Annotated in this window: 14 protein-coding genes; 6 read left to right on the top strand and 8 right to left on the bottom strand. The window is 69.1% G+C overall.

What is annotated here, in order from left to right; all coding sequences use genetic code 11:
• Positions 1-163 precede the first annotated feature (163 nt).
• The 5 genes from KUV67_06535 to KUV67_06515 all read left to right on the top strand — a co-directional run bounded on the left by KUV67_06535 (position 164) and on the right by KUV67_06515 (position 6,875).
• Positions 164-1,003: a hypothetical protein gene (locus KUV67_06535; GenBank protein ID MBY6204531.1), complete on the top strand. Its 840-nt coding sequence runs from the start codon at positions 164-166 to the stop codon at positions 1,001-1,003.
• Between the two features lie 130 nt (positions 1,004-1,133).
• The gene (locus KUV67_06530; GenBank protein MBY6204530.1) at positions 1,134-2,498 is read left to right on the top strand and encodes a mechanosensitive ion channel; all 1,365 of its coding nucleotides are present in this window, start codon (positions 1,134-1,136) and stop codon (positions 2,496-2,498) included.
• A gap of 265 nt (positions 2,499-2,763) precedes the next feature.
• A complete protein-coding gene (locus KUV67_06525; protein MBY6204529.1) occupies positions 2,764-4,923 on the top strand; it encodes a toll/interleukin-1 receptor domain-containing protein in 2,160 nt (719 codons plus the stop codon).
• A 15-nt stretch (positions 4,924-4,938) separates the two neighbouring features.
• Entirely contained in the window at positions 4,939-6,123 is a 1,185-nt protein-coding gene (locus KUV67_06520) for a hypothetical protein (protein ID MBY6204528.1), read from the top strand.
• A 137-nt stretch (positions 6,124-6,260) separates the two neighbouring features.
• On the top strand, positions 6,261-6,875 hold the full coding sequence (locus KUV67_06515) for a hypothetical protein (protein MBY6204527.1): 615 nt from the start codon (positions 6,261-6,263) through the stop codon (positions 6,873-6,875).
• Positions 6,876-7,733: 858 nt separating this feature from the next.
• On the opposite strand, the gene sfsA is transcribed toward KUV67_06515, so the two are convergent.
• The 4 genes from sfsA to KUV67_06495 form a co-directional block, all read right to left on the bottom strand.
• Complete coding sequence (sfsA, locus tag KUV67_06510) at positions 7,734-8,537, bottom strand: DNA/RNA nuclease SfsA (protein ID MBY6204526.1); 804 nt, start codon at positions 8,535-8,537, stop codon at positions 7,734-7,736.
• Positions 8,538-8,680: 143 nt separating this feature from the next.
• The gene (locus KUV67_06505; protein MBY6204525.1) at positions 8,681-9,505 is read right to left on the bottom strand and encodes a hypothetical protein; all 825 of its coding nucleotides are present in this window, start codon (positions 9,503-9,505) and stop codon (positions 8,681-8,683) included.
• A complete protein-coding gene (locus KUV67_06500; GenBank protein ID MBY6204524.1) occupies positions 9,502-10,107 on the bottom strand; it encodes a sigma-70 family RNA polymerase sigma factor in 606 nt (201 codons plus the stop codon). The genes KUV67_06505 and KUV67_06500 overlap by 4 nt, the downstream gene beginning before the upstream one ends.
• A gap of 142 nt (positions 10,108-10,249) precedes the next feature.
• A complete protein-coding gene (locus KUV67_06495; GenBank protein ID MBY6204523.1) occupies positions 10,250-10,780 on the bottom strand; it encodes a histidine phosphatase family protein in 531 nt (176 codons plus the stop codon).
• 106 nt (positions 10,781-10,886) lie between these two features.
• On the opposite strand from KUV67_06495, the gene KUV67_06490 reads away from it, so the two are divergent.
• A complete protein-coding gene (locus tag KUV67_06490) occupies positions 10,887-11,078 on the top strand; it encodes a hypothetical protein (protein MBY6204522.1) in 192 nt (63 codons plus the stop codon).
• A gap of 24 nt (positions 11,079-11,102) precedes the next feature.
• On the opposite strand, the gene KUV67_06485 is transcribed toward KUV67_06490, so the two are convergent.
• From KUV67_06485 to KUV67_06470, 4 genes are all read right to left on the bottom strand, one after another.
• On the bottom strand, positions 11,103-11,264 hold the full coding sequence (locus tag KUV67_06485) for a hypothetical protein (GenBank protein ID MBY6204521.1): 162 nt from the start codon (positions 11,262-11,264) through the stop codon (positions 11,103-11,105).
• A 76-nt stretch (positions 11,265-11,340) separates the two neighbouring features.
• Complete coding sequence (locus KUV67_06480) at positions 11,341-11,826, bottom strand: DUF4112 domain-containing protein (protein ID MBY6204520.1); 486 nt, start codon at positions 11,824-11,826, stop codon at positions 11,341-11,343.
• 159 nt (positions 11,827-11,985) lie between these two features.
• Positions 11,986-12,621 carry an NAD(P)H-binding protein gene (locus KUV67_06475; protein MBY6204519.1) on the bottom strand — a complete coding sequence of 212 codons (636 nt, stop codon included), beginning with the start codon at positions 12,619-12,621 and terminating at the stop codon, positions 11,986-11,988.
• A 112-nt stretch (positions 12,622-12,733) separates the two neighbouring features.
• Complete coding sequence (locus tag KUV67_06470) at positions 12,734-19,417, bottom strand: hypothetical protein (protein ID MBY6204518.1); 6,684 nt, start codon at positions 19,415-19,417, stop codon at positions 12,734-12,736.
• Positions 19,418-19,587 lie beyond the last annotated feature (170 nt).

Raw genomic sequence — 19,587 nt, 5'->3', positions numbered from 1 at the left:
TCGGGGGTGTGATCTCTTTGTACGGATTCTCGCCGGAGGTGACGACAGGCCGGACGGAGCGCGCCCCGCCGCGCCCGGCGCGCGCCGAACGCGGGAAACGCGGCACTTGCACCGCGCGCGCGGATGGCGATCATTGGAGCTTCATTCTCCCGGAGGATCGCCCATGTGTGAAGTGCGCCCACAGGTCCGCACCGTAGCGGCCGCCCTGTTCGCGACGGTCATGCTGGTCGCCTTCGGCCCGCTGTCGGCAGAGCAGGAGCAAGAGGCCGAACCCGAGGTCGAGATTCGTACCCACTCGCGCCCCGGCCTCGAGGTGGTCTACGCTTCACCGGTCACGGAGGCCATGGCCCGTCGCGTGGCCGACCGGGTCGAGCTGGCCAGGGAGCGCACGCTGGCGTTCCTGCGCCAGTCCGGGGAATACCCCGACGACCGGGCCGACGTCCCGATCCGCGTTCTCCTCGACCCCGACGCGACCGCGCCGTCGCAGATGCGATCGACGATCTTCATTCCTCAGGACCGCGTGCTGGCCTTCTTCGACGAAGACATCGAGGGCACGGTCAGCCTCGCCATCACGCACGAAGTCGTGCACGTGCTGGCGGTCAGCGCCTATCGCCGTACCCGGGGCCGCTTCTTCGACGATGGGCTGGCGGTGTTCCTGCAGTCGGAGCTCGACGAGCTGCCGGCCTATCCCAACTTCCATCGCGGCCTGCACCTCCAGACCGCGAAAGCCGCGGCCGAGCGCGGCGGGCTGCTTCCGCTGGAGGACACCGACTCGACGCGACGGAATCCGCCGACGCGCGAAGACCTGCGCCTGGCCTATCTGCAGGAAGGCTCGTTCACCCAGTACCTCATCGAGCGCTTCGGTCTCGACGCGTATCTCCGGATCTATTACGGCGAGTCGCCCGAGGATGTCGTCGGATCGAGCCTGCTCGAACTCGACGGCGAATGGCGAGCGCTCATCGGTGCGCTGCAGGTGACAGGATCGCCCGACGCAGCGGCATGAGCGGGACTTCGCAACGCCGCTCTCCGCGATCACGACGACCGCATCGCGCCTTGCCTGTCACGTGGAGCGGCCGGCAACGGACGCGGTGCTATAGTCCGATCGCTCGTTTAGCGAAGGAACGACACCACCGGTGGACGAAGAAACCCTCGAGCGATTGATGGAGCAGTCCAGGGCGTTCTACGAGCTTTCGTTGAACTACCTGAGCTCGCCGGTCGTCCTCTATCAGCTCGGCCTGATCGTGATTGCGGTGGTGCCGGCCTGGTTCCTGTCGAAGCTGGTCGAGAAGCGCATCGAAGGCGCGGTCCGGAAGATCCACGGCATGCGCGGTCTGCTGCGCATCATCGTCGCGTTCCTGCGCCGGTTGCACTGGTTCTTCATCGCGCTCTTTCTCGGCATCACCTACATCGTGACCCGGATCGTCGGCTGGCCCGGCAGCACCTGGCTGATCTACTGCGCGATGGTGCTCTCGGCGGCCTGGCTGTTCATCTCGGCCATGTCGCGGATCATCCGCCGCAAGTCCTTCGCCAAGCTGTTCGCCGTGGTCGCGTGGGTCTACGTGGCCGCATCGCTGTTCGGCATCACCGACGACATCCGCCTGATCCTCGAGAGCGCGACCCTGCCGGTGCTGGAGATCTCGCTGTGGCAGGTGATCACCGCTCTGATCGCTGTCGGCGTGCTGCTGTGGGTGGCGCTGAAACTCGGCAACATCCTCGACGGCCGGATCCAGACCGTCGAAGACCTGACGCCTTCCCTGCGCGTCCTGCTCGGCAAGATCACCCGCATCTCGCTGATGATCTTTGCCGTCCTGATCGGCATGCAGCTGCTCAACATCAACCTGACGGCGCTGACCGTGCTGTCGGGCGCAATCGGCGTCGGCATCGGCTTCGGCCTGCAGAAGGTGGTGTCGAACTTCATCTCCGGCATCATCATCCTGCTCGACCAGTCGATCAAGCCGGGCGACACGATCACGCTCGGCGATACCTTCGGCTGGATCCGCGAACTGCGCGCGCGCTTCGTGTCGGTGATCACGCGCGACGGCCGCGAGTACCTGATCCCGAACGAGGATTTCATCACCACCCAGGTGGTCAACTGGTCGTTCTCGAACAAGTTCGTTCGCCTCGACGTGCCTTTCGGCGTGTCCTACGACTCCGATCCGCACGAGGTGATCCGCCTGGCCAAGGAAGCGGCATCCGACATCGGGCGGGTCGATTCGCGCTTCAATCCGCCGGTCTGCTGGATGGTCGAGTTCGGCGACAGCTCGATCAATTTCCTGCTGCGCTTCTGGATCGACGACCCGCAGCGCGGCCTGACCAACATCCGCGGTACCGTGCTGCTGGCGCTGTGGGACACCTTCAAGGAACACGGCATCAAGATCCCGTTCCCCCACCGCGAAGTCATCATGCGCACGCCGGTGACCGTCGAGCACGGCGCGCCCGAATCGCCCGAGCAGCCCCGACCGTCGCGGCCGCCCGACAGTCCAGAGAAGCCGGAGTAGATCGAACAGCTTCCGCTACCGGGCCCTGTCCCCGGTGCCGAACCAACGGCGCGCGCATGCGATCCGACTGCATTTGTACTTGCGCAACCGGTAAACCTATACTTCGGTCACGTTCCAGGTTCGGAAGTGTGCGGCTGTCTTGGGAATGCAGTCGCACGGGGAGGGCTCCCGGACCCCGGCCCGTGTCGCGACGACACGCCCGGGAGCATCGGCGGCCGAGGTCCGATCGACCCGGCTGCCGTGCCCCGCCCGAGGGAGCCCCGGCATGGGAATGCGGTACCGCGCGTTCATCAGCTACAGCTGGGCCGACAAGGCCTGGGCCGGCTGGTTGCATCGTGCGCTGGAAACCTACCGACCGCCGGATGCGCTGGTCGGCCGTAGCACGCCGGTCGGACCCGTACCCAGTCGTCTACACCCCATCTTCAAGGACCGCGAGGAAGAAGCTGCCGGTCATGGCATCAGCGCGTCGATCGAAGCCGCCATGGCCGACGCGGAATTCATGGTCGTGGTCTGCTCGCCCCGCTCGGTGCGATCGAAATGGGTCAATCGCGAAATCGCGTGGTTCAAGACCCATCGGTCGAAGGAACGAATCCTGGCGCTGGTCGTGGACGGCGAACCGGGCGCCAGCCTGGCCGAGGGCTGCCGGCCGAACGAATCGGACCGCGAGTGCTTTCCCGAAACGCTGCTCTACGAGGTCGACGATGACCTGAACTCCACGGCGGTACGCGAGGACATGCCGTTGGCCGCCGATGCCCGCAGAGGCGGCGACGGCAAGCGCCTGGCTCGCTTGAAGCTGGCCGCCGCCCTGCTGGGCCTGGGGCTCGACGAGCTGGTGCGGCGCGACGAACGCCGGCGGGCCGCACGCTTCCGCTGGATCGCGATCGGCTCGGGTTCGATCGCCGTGGCCATGGCCGCGTTGGCGCTGGTCGCAGTGCAGCAGCGCGATCGAGCGCTGGCGATGCAGGCCGCTGCCGAGGTCCAGCGCAACCAGGCCGAGGGCCTGGTCGAGTTCATGATCGGCGATCTCCGCCACAAGCTCGAAGAGGATGTGCAGATCGATGTGCTCGCCGATATCGCCACGCGCGCCCAGGACTACTACGCTGTCCAGCTGGACCTGCGCATGGACGACGATGCGCTGGGTCGGCGCGCGCGCGTCCTCGATCTGCTGGGTGACCTGAAGATGGACTTCGGCCAATCGGAACAGGCCGTCGAGCTTCTTCGGCAATCGGTGGAGGCCTCCGCGGAGCTGCTCCGTCGCGACCCCGACAACCCGGATCGCATCCTCGAGCAGGCGCACAGCGTGCAAGGCCTGGGCGCCCTGTACTTCCAGCGCGGGGCGCCGCACGAGGCAGAAGCCTTGATGGAACGGGCCGTCGAGCTGACCGGTCGACTGGTGCAACTCGATCCCGGCGAGCCCGAGTGGCGCGGCGAGCAGGGTTCGGCGCTGGTCAACCTCGGGGTCATGCGGCTGAACCGGAATGCGCTGGCCGAGGCGGCCGGCAGTTTCCGTGAAGCCGTGGACATCAAGCGGTCATCCGTGGCCACCGCCCACAACGTGCGTGCGGCGCGCTACGACCTGTCGCTGACCTATGCGTGGCTGGCACGGGCGTTGCTGCGCCAGGGGGAACTCGACGCGGCCCACGATGCCTGGCGAGATGAAGACGCGGTCATCGGTGAACTGCTGGCCGACAACGCCAGCGACGGCCCGGTGCTTCGACGTCGGGCGGTCAACCGCATCAATCGGGCCGAGGCTTACCTTCACGCCGGAAAGATCGACCGGGCGCTTGAATTCGCGCGAGTTGCGGTCGAGGGCGCCGAGGCAGCGCTCACCGACGATGCGTCCGATCTGCGCGGCATGGAAAGCGCCGCCCGCGCGCACTGGGTGCTCGGCAACGCGCGGCTCGAGCGAGGCGAAGTCGAGGCCGCTCGAGAATCCGCGGACCGCTCTGCAGAATTGACCGAGCGGCTGACCGCGATCGATGCGGAGCGATTCTCCTGGACCGGAGCGCTGCTGGGCGCGAGCCGGGTTCTGACAGCCCGCGTCGGCGCGGCTGCCGCATCCAGCGTGAACGACTGCCGCGATGCGCTCGAACCCATCGCGGTCGAGGCCGAACGGCTTGCAACGCTGGCCGCTGCTCATCCGAGCGATGCCGATCTCGCATCGATTGCAGGCGCCGCCCTGGTGCTGTACGGCGATAGGGAAGCGCTGGCCGGCGAGTCTTCCCGGGCCCGGACCCAATGGACCCGTGCGGAGGCCACGGTGCGCCGCGGCGCAGCGTACGGCCTACTGCAGGAGCCCGCCAGTCGGCGGGTCGTGGAAGACCTCGATCGACGTGCGCGCAGCGATGCGCAGGCTGTCGATCGGGTCGTAGCCGAGGTGTGCCGGCGCGATCCGCGCGGTGCAGGTCTCGAATCGGACAACTGACCAGGGAGTATCGAAATGCACTGGAGCTTCACCGACGCGAATCAAACCGTCACCGTCAATCTCGCCGAGAACAGCAGTACGGGCAAAGTCTGGGGAACCGTCCAGGTCGGGATTCTGACCTATCCGGTCAACGGTTACTGGGAGGCCTCGAACGGCGGCGGGATCGCAGCACGCAAGGAATCCACGCTCCACCTCGGCGGCTTCGTGGATCTGGCCGGAGGCGCCGCGAACTTCGTAGCACTATCCGGCCACATCAGCGGATTGGCGCCGAACATGACCGGGATCGATCTGAAGGTTCACGTCGCATCCGGGGGCACCGCGTCGCTGAGCCAGGACTCGGCCGAGTTGACCACTATCGTGACCGCCGACCCGCCGCCGGAGACCGACCCGCCGAGCGGCGGCACGCCGGGCACGGCCTGGCAGTTCTCGAGCCTCGACGGCAAGGCGATGATGGATGTCCTGGTCGGTTCGGCCGGCGTCATCAACGGAAACCTGACGATCGATGGCGACACCTACGTCGGCCGAGGGTGGATGAGGGGCGTGGCCTTCGACCTGCTCGGTACCCATGAAGCGTCGCCCGGCGCCGACGACCTTCTCGGCGCGGTCGGGATCGTCAGCGGTCCGTGGCAGCAGCCGAACCAGGTGCAGATCTCGGGGAGTGCGGCGTCGATTTCCAACAAGCAGAACAACGCGTTCGAACACACGCTTCTGCCGATGTACCGGCAGGATGCCGATCTTCTGAACACCGCCTACGCGGAATCCTATGTCGTCATCCAGATTCCGCACGGCGACGGGCAGTTGCAAGGCTGGATCGGGCCGACCGGCGCCGACGGTAAGGTGGCGCCGTTCGGCAGCGCCGACTATCGGACCGCCGGAACCGCCATGACGGCCGACCAGTTGGCCGATATCGTCAAACCCGACCCCGAGCACCCCGGCATCAACGACATTCGCGTCCCTGCATTCCAGAGTGCGGATGGGATCCGGCCCGTGATGGTCCAGTTCATCGGCGAAGCCGGCCACTTCCCGCAGCCGCCGCTCGAGGAAGCGCATCCGCAGATCGACGCGCTGTACTACGACGACGCTGCCGGCGCACTGGTCCTGCAGTTCTCCGATCAGCCCGCTGGCGCGAAGACCAGCGTGATCAACTTCAACTCCGGCCGCAAGAAGAATCACAATTCGGTGATCATCGAGCCGCGCTGAGCCGGGCCGAACCCGGCCCGGAACGACACCCAAGAGGATCGCCCGGCCCGGCCGGGCGGTTCCGCTCTCGTGGAACCATGCAACCGATCACGTTGGCGCGTTAGCCTGTAGACGACCTTGCACTTCCACCTTTCTTCATGGACGCCACCGAATCGTTCTACCGACGCCCGCCGGCGCTGCTCGGTGCAGCGTTCCTCGCGCTGCTGATCCTGGCCGGCTGCTCCTCGCGCCAGGTGCAGGACTCGCTGACCGGGTCCACCGCCCAGCGGCTGGTCAGCTACGCGGTGGATGAACTTGCGCAAGCCCTGCCCGAGCGCGACTTCGAACCGCTGCGCGGTGACCGGATCGTGATCGATTCGAGCTTCGTCGGCGATCCCCGGCTTCGTGACTACGCCGACCGCCGGCTGGCCACGGAGCTGCGCAGCCGTTTCGACATCGAAGTGGTGTCGGCCGACCCGGAGTCCGCGAACAGCTCGTCTGCCGAGCCGGCCGCCGGCCACGTGCTGCAGATCTTCTATACCTCGCTCGGCACCGACCGCGACGAACGGGGTTTCTACGTGCCGCTGGGCTTCGTGCCCGGTGTCGACCAGACGACGCAGATCGACCTGCTGACCCTCGAGCAGTTCCACGGCGTGGCCGAGCTGTACTACTACCTCGACGATGAGCGCATCGACGACCCCCTGCGCGCCCGCATCCGCACCGATGCCCTCGGCCTGCCGATCATCACCATCCCGCTGTCGACCCTGCCGTAGCCGCCGCACCCCGTCGCCCCGCACCCCAATCTGCTGCCCCACACCCGATGCGGGGTCCAGCGGCGTTGGTCTTGATCTTCTAGATGATCAGCGCAAAGAGGAGAAGGAGCGAAGGGCGCGAACAGGGAGCGCTTGCATGAAAGTCGCTGGGCCCCGGCTCGAGGCCGGGGCGACTGGGGTGGGGTGATAGGCGGCCTGCTCCAGTCGGCGGAACGCCCCGCTTTCCGTCGCCCCGCACCCCTTCCTCCGTCGCCCCGCACTCGATGCGGGGCCCAGCGACTTTGCTCCTTTCCGTCGCCCTGAATTCAGTTCAGGGCCCAGTGTCGTTGCTTCTGGTTCGTTTCGCTTGCAGGCAAGCTCCCACAGGGAAGGCGATCGCTCGCAAGCGCTCTCCCACAGGCGCTGGAGAAGTCGGTGCCGGCGCCCTGCACCTCCCACCCCTCGTCCGCACCTCCCACCCGTCGCCCCGCACCCCTTCCTCCGTCGCCCCGCACCCCTTCCTCCGTCGCCCCGCACCCCTTCCTCCGTCGCCCCGCACTCGATGCGGGGCCCAGCGACTTTGCTCCTTTCCGTCGCCCTGAATTCAGTTCAGGGCCCAGTGTCTTTGCTTCTGGTTCGTTTCGCTTGCAGGGCAAGCTCCCACAGGGAAGGCAAGCGCTCTCCCACAGGCGCTGGAGAAGTCGGTGCCGGCGCCCGGCACCTCCCACCCCTCGTCCGCACCTCCCACCCGTCGCCCCGCACTCGATGCGGGGTCCAGGGGCTTTGTTTCCTGCATCTTGAAACCCTCAAGTCACTGGCCCCGGCGATTGTCATGACCATCCGGCCGGGATGACAGGAAAAGGGGCGGAGCGAAGCCCGCTACTTGCTTCGCTTGACCGGACCGCGGCGCTTCCAGCCGGACCATTCATCCAGTTCGGCCCGATACGACGCCGGCTTTTCCGTGTCGTAGTCGGAGAGGTCCACAGGAAGCGTGCCGTCGTACAGGAAACCCTCGGGCGTGGGATCGACGCGAACGGCGCGGAAGCGGACGCCGGCATCAGCCGCAGCGCGTGCAGCGTCGGCGAAGTCCGGGTCGTGGACTCTGCTGGGTCGCAGGGTATTGCCATCCGTTCGTTGGAGCACGAACAGCACGGTGGCGCGCTTGCCGCGGGCCGCTTCCTGGGCGAGCTCCTGCAGGTGCTTCGTCGCACGGGCGCTCACCGAATCGGGAAAGTAGGCACGCCGGTCGGGATAGACGAGGTGGCAGTTCTTGACCTCGACCAGGTGGTCGGTGGCGCCGCGCAGCATCAGGTCGATGCGGGAGTTCTCGCCGTAGCGCACTTCCCGCTCCAGCGACCGCCAGCGCTTCAGGCCGGGGATCACGCGCTCCCGGACCAGGGTTTCGGCGATGCGGTTCGGCACCTGGGTGTTGGCGCCCACGTAGCGACCGTCGAGTTCGAGCAGTTCGAGGGTCCAGCGTAGTTTTCGTTTGCTGTCCTCGGGCGCCGGCGACACCCAGGCTCGCGCCCCGGGCCGCACCAGTCCCTCCATCCGGCCCGGGTTGACGCAGTGCGACTTCTCGATCCGGCCGTCGTCGAACTCCACGTCGGCGATGAAGCGGTCGTAGCGCGCGACCAGGCGGCATTCGCGCAGCGGCTGGAGGTGGGGGATCAGCAGGGACATCGGGTCGAAGCTCGAACCAGGGCACACAGTCTACGCGGCGGCCGGCTCGGTCCGGTCGATGAGAAGCGGCCCCGATCGCCGATCGCCGATCGCCGATTGCTGATCGAGGCCGCGGGTTGCATCATGGAATACCGGGCGGATGATCAGCCATCGTCGGAGCGGAACTCGCTCGCGTAGCCGGCAGGCACGTCCAGGCGGAACAGGTCGGTATCGACGGGCCGGTCGAAGTCGAAGCGGATGCGCGTGGTGATCGGCGCGGCCTCGTTGCCGGTCTCCAACTCCAGCAGCACCGGTCGGCCCGATTCGGCGGCCCAGAGCGTCATGTCGACGGCGCGCTCGGTGAGGCGGAAGCCGAAGACCTCCGCGCCGTCGATCGAACGCGTTTCCTCGATCAGGCGTGCCTGACCCTGGTACTCGCGGATCTCGGCCAGCCAGTCGAGGCCGGTGCTCTGCTCCTCCACGTCCTCGCCGGTGAGCGGCACGCGGGCGGCAAGGCCTGCATCGTGGAACAACTGGAGCATCTCCCGGCGGGTCGGGTCGACGATCACGGTCAGCGAATCGCCCGTGTCGATCCGTGCTCGGTCCTGGTCGTCGACGACGATGTCCATCCGCAGGATCTCGTTGCCGTTCATGCTCGTGGTCAGCCGGGCATGCATCGTCCGGAAGTCGCTGAAGAACGACTGGACCTGGGCGAAGGCCAGGCCGCCGTTCGAGCCCGGCACGGTCAACAGCAAGGGCACCATCAGGATGGCGAGGACCGCGGCCGTCGCGGCGGGCACGCGCCAGCTTCTGCTCGGGCTCCAGGAATCCGGCTTCGTTGCCCTGGGCTCGCCGGCCTGGTCCAGACGATGCAGCAGACGGCGCTGGGCCGCGTCGGCGGCGCTGGCGGCCGGCGCGTCTTCGCGCGCGGCGTCGATGTAGCGCTTCAGGGGGTGTGCGTTGATGGTCAGGGTCGATTTCGTTTTCATTCTGCGTTCTCCTTTTCTCGCGATGCGCTTGCATCGCGATCACCGATGTCTTCGGAGCTGGATGGGGTGGCGTCGGTCTCGATGGCCAGCGTCGATTCGAAGGCGTCGATCCGCTGCTTCAGCGCGTTCGTTGCGCGATGGAGCGAGACGCTGACCGCGTTCGGCGTGACCGCAAGCGATTCGGCGATGGCTTCGAGCGACAGTCCGTCGAAGAAGCGCAGGGCAAAGCACTGGGCCTGGCGCTTCGGCAGGCGGGCGAGGGCGCGGCGGAGCCGGTCGGCGCGTGCACTGCCGTCGAGCACGTCCAGCGGCTGGGGCTCGGCGCCCCTGGGCGCAAGGCGGAACCGCTCGGCGACGCGCTGCCAGCGCTGGCGCTTCCGGATCTCGTCGATCGCGGCCCGGGTGGCCATCGCGGCCAGGTAGGCGCCCCAGTTCTCGACGTCGGCGCGCGGCGGGTGCTCGAGCAGCCGCATGAACACGCCCTGCTGCACGTCCTCGGCCTGCGCGGCATTGCCCAGCACGCGGTAGGCGGCGTGAAATACCTTTCGCCCGTGCGCCCGCGCCAGCTGCTCGATCTCGGGTTGCCCGACTGCGGGCGCCATCGTCGTCCCATGCTCCCGGGAAGGGGAATGATTATGCGGGGAGGTCGTCTCCATCGTTGGCTCCTGTGGGGTTCACGAGGGGAGACGCGCGGGGGTGGTGGATTCTTACGGTGGATGGTCGCGAACGGTCCTGCCGAACGAACTAGAGACCCAGCGCTCTTGCATCCGGTAGGTCCTTGGGCCGAAGGAAGCGCAGCAGGTGACCCGCGCCGGTGCCTGAATCCCCGAGGGGAACCTCGAACTCGGCCAGCGCGCCGGTCGGGAACTTCGCCCGCAGGCGGGTGACCCGTTCCGCATTGCCTTGGCCGGAGAGGTCGATGGCGAGATCGTGCATTCCCGGGTTGTGTCCGACGAGCAGGATTCTCGATTCGTGGTTGCCGCCCGCTTCCTCGACGGCGACGGCGAGGAGCGTCGCGGCGTCGGCGTGGTACAGGTCGCGTCGGGTGGTCATTTCGATGCCGGGATCGAAGGCCTCCCGGAACAGGCGGGCCGTGGCCCGGGCGCGGACGGCGGTGGAGCTGACGATTCGATCGATCTGCAGGTCCGTCCCGACGAGGTGCGCACCCATCGCCGGGGCGGCACGCTCGCCACGTTCGGACAGCGGGCGATCGTGGTCGTTGAGCCCCGGGTGATCCCAGGACGACTTCGCGTGGCGGAGGAGCAGGATGCGCATGATTGACCCTCGGTCGGTAGGATCATTCTCGTCGCCCGCCGCCCGCGGCGCCACTGCACCGACGGGCGGACATGTCGCGATGGAATTCCGACGAGAAGGTTCCTCGATGCCGAAAGCGAAGCGCGTCCGAACGAAAGCCTGCGGTCGTTGCGAGACGATCCGCGACGTCCTCTATCGCGTCCGCATCGACCAGGACGGCGAGTGGGTGTTCCTCTGCCCGTCCTGTCTGCCGCAGGTCAAGCCGGACAACCCGCACTACCGGTACGGCGGCACCTGGAAGAGCCGCAAGCGCCATTGATCCGAAGCCGCGCCGGGGAATTCGTCAGCCGGCCAGCGCGTCGCCCAGGTAGTAGGGCCAGAGCACGATCGCGAGCACACCGCGGACCAGGCCGAGATCGAGGTACCCCAGCGTGAACAGCCACGCGGCGAACCAGGCGCCGCCCCAGAGTGAATGGTGTTCGATGCGGATCTTCTTGTCGGCCATCTCGGTCGTCTCCTGTTGCGGCCCGTTGCTCGACTTTCGATTCTAGCGACAACTCGCGGGCGAACGACGGCGCGGGTCACCCGATCCCCGCGGCCCCGAGCAGCGCCAGCAGAAGTGCGATCGCGCCGACCGTCAGCAGGACGATCAGGAGCAGGAACACACCCAGCAGGACCAGCACGGCGCGAGTCAGCCGGTGGCCGGACGGATCGTCGGCGTCGAGCTTGTGCAGGTTGCGTTCCAGGAGCGCGACGTTGCGGTTGTTGGCCTTCCAGACGAAGTCGAACAGGTCGCCGAGCACGGGGACGATTCCGACCAGCAGCTCGAGGAGGATGTTGCCCATCATCCGGATCAGCGTCGTCGTCGATGCGCCCATCCGTGCGGCCTGGACCACGATGTAGGCCGAGATCGACGCCGCCGCCGCGTCGCCGATCCCCGGGATCAGCCCGATCAGGCCGTCGAGGCCGATCCGGTAACCGCCCGGCAGGGAAATGGAACTGTCGAGCAGACGCGCCAGCTGACGGACGCGGGCAAGTGCTTCTTCGTTCGGAGCGGTGTCTGCCATGTCTGAGGTCGAAGCCGTGCCTGGGTGGACCCCAAGCCTACCCCGAGCGCCATCGACGGGGAGCGCCAACAGGCGATCCCGATCGTCGGGTCCAGTGCGGAGGCTCGCCCGAACGACCGATCGAGCCGGCCTCTGCGCGAGGCGCGCTCGAACACGTGATCAGTTCAGCACGGGTGCTTCGCGGAAGTACGTTCCGTCTTCGATGGCCTTGACGAGGAAATCGGCCACGCTGGCGCGCGAGATGATGCCCATGCCGAACTCCTTCGGGTCGGTCCGGACGGTGTAGTCGATCGACGATCCACCGGTCAGCACCACGGGTCGGGCGATGGTCCAGTCCAGGTCGCTGTCCCTGATCATGGCCTCCTGCTTCGACTTGTCGGCGTAGATCCGGGCGAACACGGCGTTGAAGCCGAGCCGGCTCACCGGGTTCATGGTCTCGCCGCTGTCGCCTGCGCCGTAGCCGGTCACTGCCAGGAGCCGGTCGACGCCGCCGGCCTTCATCGCCGGCAGCAGGATCTCCGTGGCCTTCGAGAACAGGTCCGTGCCGCCGAACACCGTGCCGGGACCGAGCTTGATGCCCAGCGCCACGACCACGGCATCGACGCCGTCCAGTGCCTTCTTCACCGACGATGCGTCCAGTGCGTCGCCGTCGAATTTCTCGAGCCGTTCGTGCTCGAGGTCGATGCCCGAGGCCGACCGCGCGAAGGCGCGCACGCGATGTCCCTTGTCCAGCGCGAGCTTGACCGTTTCGAGACCGATGCCGCTGCTGCCACCGATGACCAGTACGTGCGCCATGACGCTCCTTTCGAGTGCGAGAGCGTCGATGGGAACACGGCGACCGTGATGTTCGCGCCAGCGCCCGGCGCTGCGGCGGCGCAGGAGGCCGGCCCCGCCGCAGCCGATCGTCTCAGAGCTTGCAGCCTCCCGGCACGTGGAAGCCCCCGGCGGCAATGTCGCTCTGCAGTCCGGGCTGGGGGTCGTACTCCGGCCCGGTGACGGTGATCGTGGCATTGACGTTCAGGTGCGCCTCCGCGCCCATGCCGACACCGGAATAGGACACCGTGCCCGTGTTGCCGGCGGTGTCGACGGTGCGCTCGAGGCCGCCGCCGACGAAGTAGGCGCCGGTCGCGCCGATGGAGTCGCTGAAGCCCAGGCCGGAGGAGAGTTCGCCCTGCGTTTCGCTGTAGTAGGTGCCGGCGAACACCTGCCCGACGCTCGACGGGCCGACGCCCGCGCTGAAGTTGATCTGGAGAGCCGGCCGCGTGCCGTCGCCGGCGATTCCCGCGCTGGCGCCGACGCCGACCGGACCGAGCGCGCCGCTGGCGGCCAGGCCGCGGCCTTCCGTCGAAGGACCGTCACCGGAACATGCGGGCGGTTCTCCGCCGCCGCCTCCGGACGCCGGCCCGAAGCCGGTCGGATCGGCGAGGTTCACCGGGTCGCCGGCAGCGAACAGGTAGAGATTGGTCTGGCCGCCGCGGAACAGGATCGGATCGCGCGTGGTGAAGCGCCCGAGGCTCGGGTCGTAGTCGCGCGCGCCGAAGCGCACCAGCCCGGTTGCCGGCTCGAGCAGACCGCCGCGATAGCCGAGGGGCACGAGGGTCCACGGCGAGGTGCCGACGGCCGCGCCCAGTTCGTCCGTATCCAGACGTTCGACGATCGTGCCGGTGAGGCTGTCGACGACCAGTCGCGGTGTGCCCCGCTCGTCCCAGACCACGATGTGCCGGACCCCCTGGTGGACCAGGTAGTCGGGCGTCGCCGCCTTCTCGCCGTAGACGAAGCGGGTGACGACCGAATCGTCGGCCGGATCGAGCCGCGCGACCGGTGACGGTCCCGGGCCGTAGATCCAGCCGGCCTCGGCGACCCCGTCGACGATCCGCGCGACGCGGCGATCGGCGGCGTCGTGACGGTAGTCGATGTCCGTGCCGTCGGGCAGATCGACGCCGAGCAGTCGACCCGCGGCGTCGTAGTCGAACAGCGTGACCGCACCGCCGGCGTCGATCGACTCGAGGTCGCCGGCCGCGTCGTGGTGGAACACGCGCCCCCCGTAACCGAGCAGGCGATCGCCCGCGGTCGAGGTCGCGATCCCGGCCGGGCCGACGACCAGGTTGCCGTTCTCGTCGTACTGGTAGGTCCGCAGCCGGGCCGCCTGGCCCGACGGGGTCTCGACGACCTCGGCCAGGCGGCCGATCGCGTCGTAGGCGTAGTCCCAGGTCGTGGTCTGGCCGTCGATCGTCTCGATGCGCTGGATCACCCGACCGACATCGTCGCGGGCCACGACCAGGTCGTACAGGATGCCCAGCGTGTCGTGCGTCGCGGTCACACCGACCAGCGCGCCGAAGTCGTCGTAATCGTGGGAGACGGTCACGTCATCGACGGTGCGCGAGAGCGCCAGGCCGGTCTGCGGATCGCGGACGATGGATTGAGCGCCGGCCTGCACGAGCAGGTCGTCCCCGTCGTAGGCGAACGCGACGGTCACGCCGTCGATCGTCTCCCCGATCGGCCGGAAGGTCTCGTCGTACTCGCGCGTGACGGTCGCCTGTCCGTCGCCGGCGGCGAACAGGTCGGTCCAGGCCTCGCTGACCAGCAAGCGGCCGTCCCAGGCCAGCGCGCTGATGGCATCTGCGGTGCCGCCGGACAGCCGCGAGCCGGTGTAGCTCCACGACACGGCGCCCAGGCCGGGCTGCTGGCGCGCATCGAGGCGGCCGGCCGTCAGCAGGAAGTCCAGCAGGGTCCCGTCGGGCCGGTCCACGCCGTCGACATGGCCGCGTGGAGAGCGGCTGAAGACCGTGGTGCCGCCATCCGGGTCGCCGTAGGCAACCAGCTCGTCGCGCGGATCGAAGTCCTGGAGGTGGGTCTTGTCGACCACGGCGTCGGGGGCGACCACCGTGACCAGGTTGCCATGGGCGTCGCGATCGGTGACTTCGATTTCGCCGTCCGGTCGGGTGATCGACAGCACCCGTCCGTGCGCGTCGCGTGTCACGGTCGTGGTGCGGCCGACGGCATCCGTCCAGGCGACCGCGTAAGGGCCGTCGTAGGTGAAGGTGGTGGTGCGAGCGTTCGGGCCCGCGCCGCGGGTCTGCGCGGTGATGCGTCCTTCGCCATCGCGGATCCAGGTCACGGGCGCATCCGAACGCCGCTCGACGGCGATCTCGCGGGCCCAGGCATCCAGCGTGCGGCTGCTGGTCCGACCGGTCGGCGTCGATACGGTCCAGGTTCGCAGCGCTGCATCGAAGGTCGAGACCGTGGTCCGCGCCGCGGGGCCTTCGCCGACGGTCACGGTTTCGGTCTGGCTCTGCAGGTCGCCGCCGGCGTCCAGCGCGACTTCGCGCGTGCTGGTGGCGATCAGGGGATCGCGACCGGGATCCGGGGTGTCGGTCTCGACGCGCTCGACGACCGGTGCACTCATGCCGAAGCGCGGGTCCGGCGCCAGGCGCCAGGTCGTGATCGTTCCGTCCGCGTCGATCCGGCGCTGGCGGCCGTCGGCGAGCTCCTCGACCACGGTGGTGTTGCCCATGGCGTCCAGGGCGGTCCGGCGAACGGCCCCGCCGAAGAGGCCCTGGCGGGCGATCTCGGTGCTCAGGCCGTCGGGCCCGGTCCGCGTCGTTCGCGTGACCCCGTTGTCGACAGTGCGCGTCAGCGAGGTCACGCCGCCGATCGGATCCGTGGCCGACGCGAGTTCACCGGTGGCGGTCCAGGCGAAGCTGTAGGTCGTATCGACCGCCGGATCGACGCCCGTCCGCGGCCCGGTGATCGACTGGAGCAGCCCGTCCGCGCGTGCCACGACCGTCGTCGTCGCGCCGTCCGGGTCGGTGATCGCCGACAGGTGGCCGTTGCCGTCGACGGCGAGCTCGGTGCGGTGTCCGTACGGCCCGACGATGGCCGACGGTGCGCCGCCGGCGTCACGCTCGACCCGGGTGACGAGCGTGGTGCCTGCCGACGTGTGGTCGACGACCGAGTCGAGGCGTCCTTCGGCGTTGTGGACGAAGCTTCGAAGCGTTTCGCCCGTCAGCGCCGACACCACGCGGAGATGCCGGCCGCGCTGGTCGAAGACGTCGAGCAGCCGACCGGTCGGGTCGGCCACGGCGAGCTCGCCCTGGCCCAGGCCGAGGCCCGGCAGCGGCGGATCGAGGCGGACGACCCGGTAGCTGTCGGTGCCGCCGGGCAGCTTGACCAGCAGGTGGACCGTGCCGTCCGGCGCCACTGCGGGGAGGGCGAAGCCGTCCACCAGCGGCTGGATCAGCGCGACGCCGCCGAGCTCGATGCCGGCGGGGCCGTTGCCGCCGTAGCCGATGACGCTGCCGATGAGTCCGTCCGGGGTGATCCGGCGCACGCGGCCGGCGCCCTGCCAGTTGGGCACGGCACCGACCAGGATGGATCCGTCGGGAGCGAGGACCGGTCCACCGAAGTTCATCGGCGCGCTCACGGCGATGCCGCCGTCGCCGAGACCGGCGCCGGGGGCGCCGATGTAGCCGCTGCCGAAGCCCGCCACGATGGTCAGCTCGCCGAGCGGGCTCAATCGGACGACGCCGTACTCGACGTTGGCGTTCTCCGTGGTCCAGATCACCGCACCTTCCGGCGTCACGACCAGGTCGTTGCTGGACTCGAAGATGCCCGGGCACTCGCGGACCGCCTCCAGGTCGATCGTTCGGCCGCCCGGCGCGCTCGGGATGATGACGACGCTGCAGTCGTTCGTCCAGCCCGGCGCCTGGACGCCGAGCACGGTGTGGATCGTGCCGTCCGGACCGACGCGTCGAATGCGGTTGCCGAAGCCGTGTTCGAGGAACAGGGTTCCATCGGCGGCCACGCCGAAGCGGATCGCGGAGAACAGCTCGCCCTTGACCAGCTCGCCACCCAGGGCCGCCTGCGTCGCGGGCCCCCCGTCGCCGCAGGGCTGGTCCTGGGGGCAGACCTGCCCGTTGCCCACGATCGACTCGATGACCCCGGTGGCCGGATCGACCCGGCGGATTCGGTTGGTCACGCCGGCGTCGCCCAGCAGCAGGGCGCCGTCCGGCGCGATCACGAGGGCGGTGAGTTCCATCCAGGCATCGGTGGCCGCACCGCCGTCGCCGCAGGGGTCGGTCGGCCCCGTGCACCCCGGCACGCCGCCGCCGGGGCCGTCGAGCCGTCCGGCGACCGTCTCGACCGTGCCGGTCAGCGGGTCGATGCGCCGGACCCGGCGCGCGCCGATCGTTCCCCCGGAATCGGCGACGTAGATCGCGCCGTCGGGACCGACGGCGAACAGCCGCGCGTCGGAGAACAGCGCCTGCGCGGCGCTCGTATCCTGCTCGCAGGGGCCGATCGCCGGGTCGCAGCCGGCGACGAAGGACACGGTGCGGCCCGACGGCGGGACCCGGCGGACCTGGCCGTCGCCGCGCTCCAGCACGCCCGCGACCGGATCGTAGGCGTGGTGGGCATCGAGCACCCAACCGCCCAGGCCGACGCCGGCGGCATCGACGCCGCCGGCATCGACCGTCAAGCGGGTGTCCGTCGTCAGTTCGGCCGGTCGCCGCGCGCTGACGAAGAACGGAGGTTCCTCCACCGCCGGCAGGCCGAAGCTTCGACCCGCGGGGCCGAAGCCGAAGCGGCCGGGGTAGCGGTAGGTCACGGACACGGTGGCCGGCTGGGCGCCGTTCAGCGAACGGCCGAACACGTCCTTGCCGTCCCAGACCAGCTCCGCGCGCAAGCCGGCGGTCAGGTCCGCACCGTCGAACTCGGCGACCAGGCGGCGGCCGGCCACGTTCAGTTCGACGCGCGCGGACAGCAGGCCGGCGGGCACGCCCTCGCCGATGACCGGTACGTCGACCACCGCGACCCGGCCGGGCTGGCGCCGGCTGGAATGGACCAGCTGGAAGGGCGTACCGGCAATCGGCACCTGCTCGATCAGGGCCCGGGTCTCGATCACGATGCGGCCGAAGCCGGGGTCCGTCGGTGGGTCGGGATCGGGCGTCGTGTTGTCGGCCGGCCGATCGGGCGACAGGGACGGCGGCGGGACGGCGTCGTCCGGCGGGCCGAGCGGCCAGTTCAGATCCCATGGCGAAAAATGCGGCAGTTCGGCGCGCCAGAGGTCGACCGGCCCGCCGGCGTAGTCGGCGACGACCAGGTCGGCGAGCTGCGTACGCTCGCCCGCATCGATCCCGACCGCGTCGAGTTCGGCGGGCGAGGCCGGCAGGCCGTCGCCGGTCAGGTCGATCTCGGCCTCGCCTCCATTGATGCCGAGCACGGTCAGGACAAAGCCGTTCTCGCTCGCCCGCCAGGCGCCGATCTGTCGGTCGTAGACGCCGACCGGCACGGGTGCCCCGGGGCCGAAACCGATGAAGTCGTCGAGATACAGGACGGCCGGGACGCTGAGCTCCACGCGCGCGGCGCCGAGGGCCTCGGCTTCGGCGACGCGGACTTCGGCGGCGTAGGTGTAGCCGGAGGAGTCCGGGAGCAGGCCCGGCATGGCAGCGGGACCGCTCGGGCCGACCGTGTATTCGGTCACCGAGAGATTCAGGGTTCCGCCGAGCGGGACGAGCGAATCGTCGGGAAGGCGTGCGGCGAGTTCCGTGCCCGGCCGCAGGTAGAGCCGACCGGTCCGGCTGCCGTCGCTGTCGGTTTCGGTCGATGCGTCGTGCCAGTGCCCGGCTCCCGGCACCGGCGACGTGGTCTGGGACGCCACGTCGATGCCGGTCATCACGATGTCCTCGAGCCGGCCCCATTCGTTCCACGCGCTGGTGAACCGGCGCTGGACGGGCAGGCGGTCCGGTGACTGGAAGTCGAGGACCGTGGCGCCGCCGGCGTTGAACGCGAACGTGTAGTAGCCGTTCGCGTCGGTCTGCGTCTGGCCGAGATCCGGTGCATTCAGCGCCCGGACCACGACGCCCTCGATCGGCGCGCCGGCACGATCGACGACCCGACCGGTGCGCAGGCTCGCCCGGCGCTCGTCCAGCGCCCCCGGCGTCACGCCGGTCTGCGGCGGATTGCTCCCGGTGGTCCAGCTCGCGGCGGTGTCGCGTACGGGGCTGATCTGCCCCGGGTGCACGGGCGGTGGCAGCACCTGGGGACCCTCGCCCGGCGGCGGGGGCGACAGCACCTGGACGCCGCCGTCGCTGACCGTGCCGACCGGGCTGGGGTCCGCGCTGCTCACGCTCAGGGTGGCCGAGTTCACGATCGCGCCGGCGGTGTCGGGCGCGACCACGTCGATGGTCACCGTGTAGGACCCGAGCGGAAGCACGTCGGCGGTGCAGGTCACGGTCCCGGGGCCGGACGAACACAGGAGCGGGGCGTCGGCGGCAAGCGCGGTGACGTCGACCCCGGCCGGGAGCGTGTCCGCCAGGTCCAGGTCGGTCGCGTCGTCCGGCCCGAGGTTGTCGACGCTCAGTACGTACTGGAAGGCCTGCTCGACCTCGATCTCATCGACCGACGCGGACTTCGCGAGCCGCATGTCCGAAATCGGCGACTCGAAGGAGTCGGTGAACAGCAGGTCGGAGGGGTCGCCACGGACTGCGCCGGCTTCTGCAAGGGTGGCCACGGTGGTCAGGGCCGTGGTCAGGGCGGTGGTCAGGACGATGAGCAGCGCCATCGCGGCCACACGGGTTCTGGATTCGGTCATCGGATTCCTCGGCTGTCGTGACGTCGTGGTGTGTGCGCCACGGAATCTTCGTGGCCGATCCGGCCGATCGTTCCCGGCCGGCGCACCCGCTCGACGGTTTTCTGTTCGACTCGCCTGTGTAAGCGGGCCCGTCCGGCATTTCGTATCAGCGAGGACGCACGCGGGGTCGG

It is taken from the genome of Halomonas denitrificans (assembly GCA_019800895.1).
Lineage (GTDB): Bacteria > Pseudomonadota > Gammaproteobacteria > Xanthomonadales > Wenzhouxiangellaceae.
This window is presented reverse-complemented; position numbering and strand designations above follow the sequence as displayed.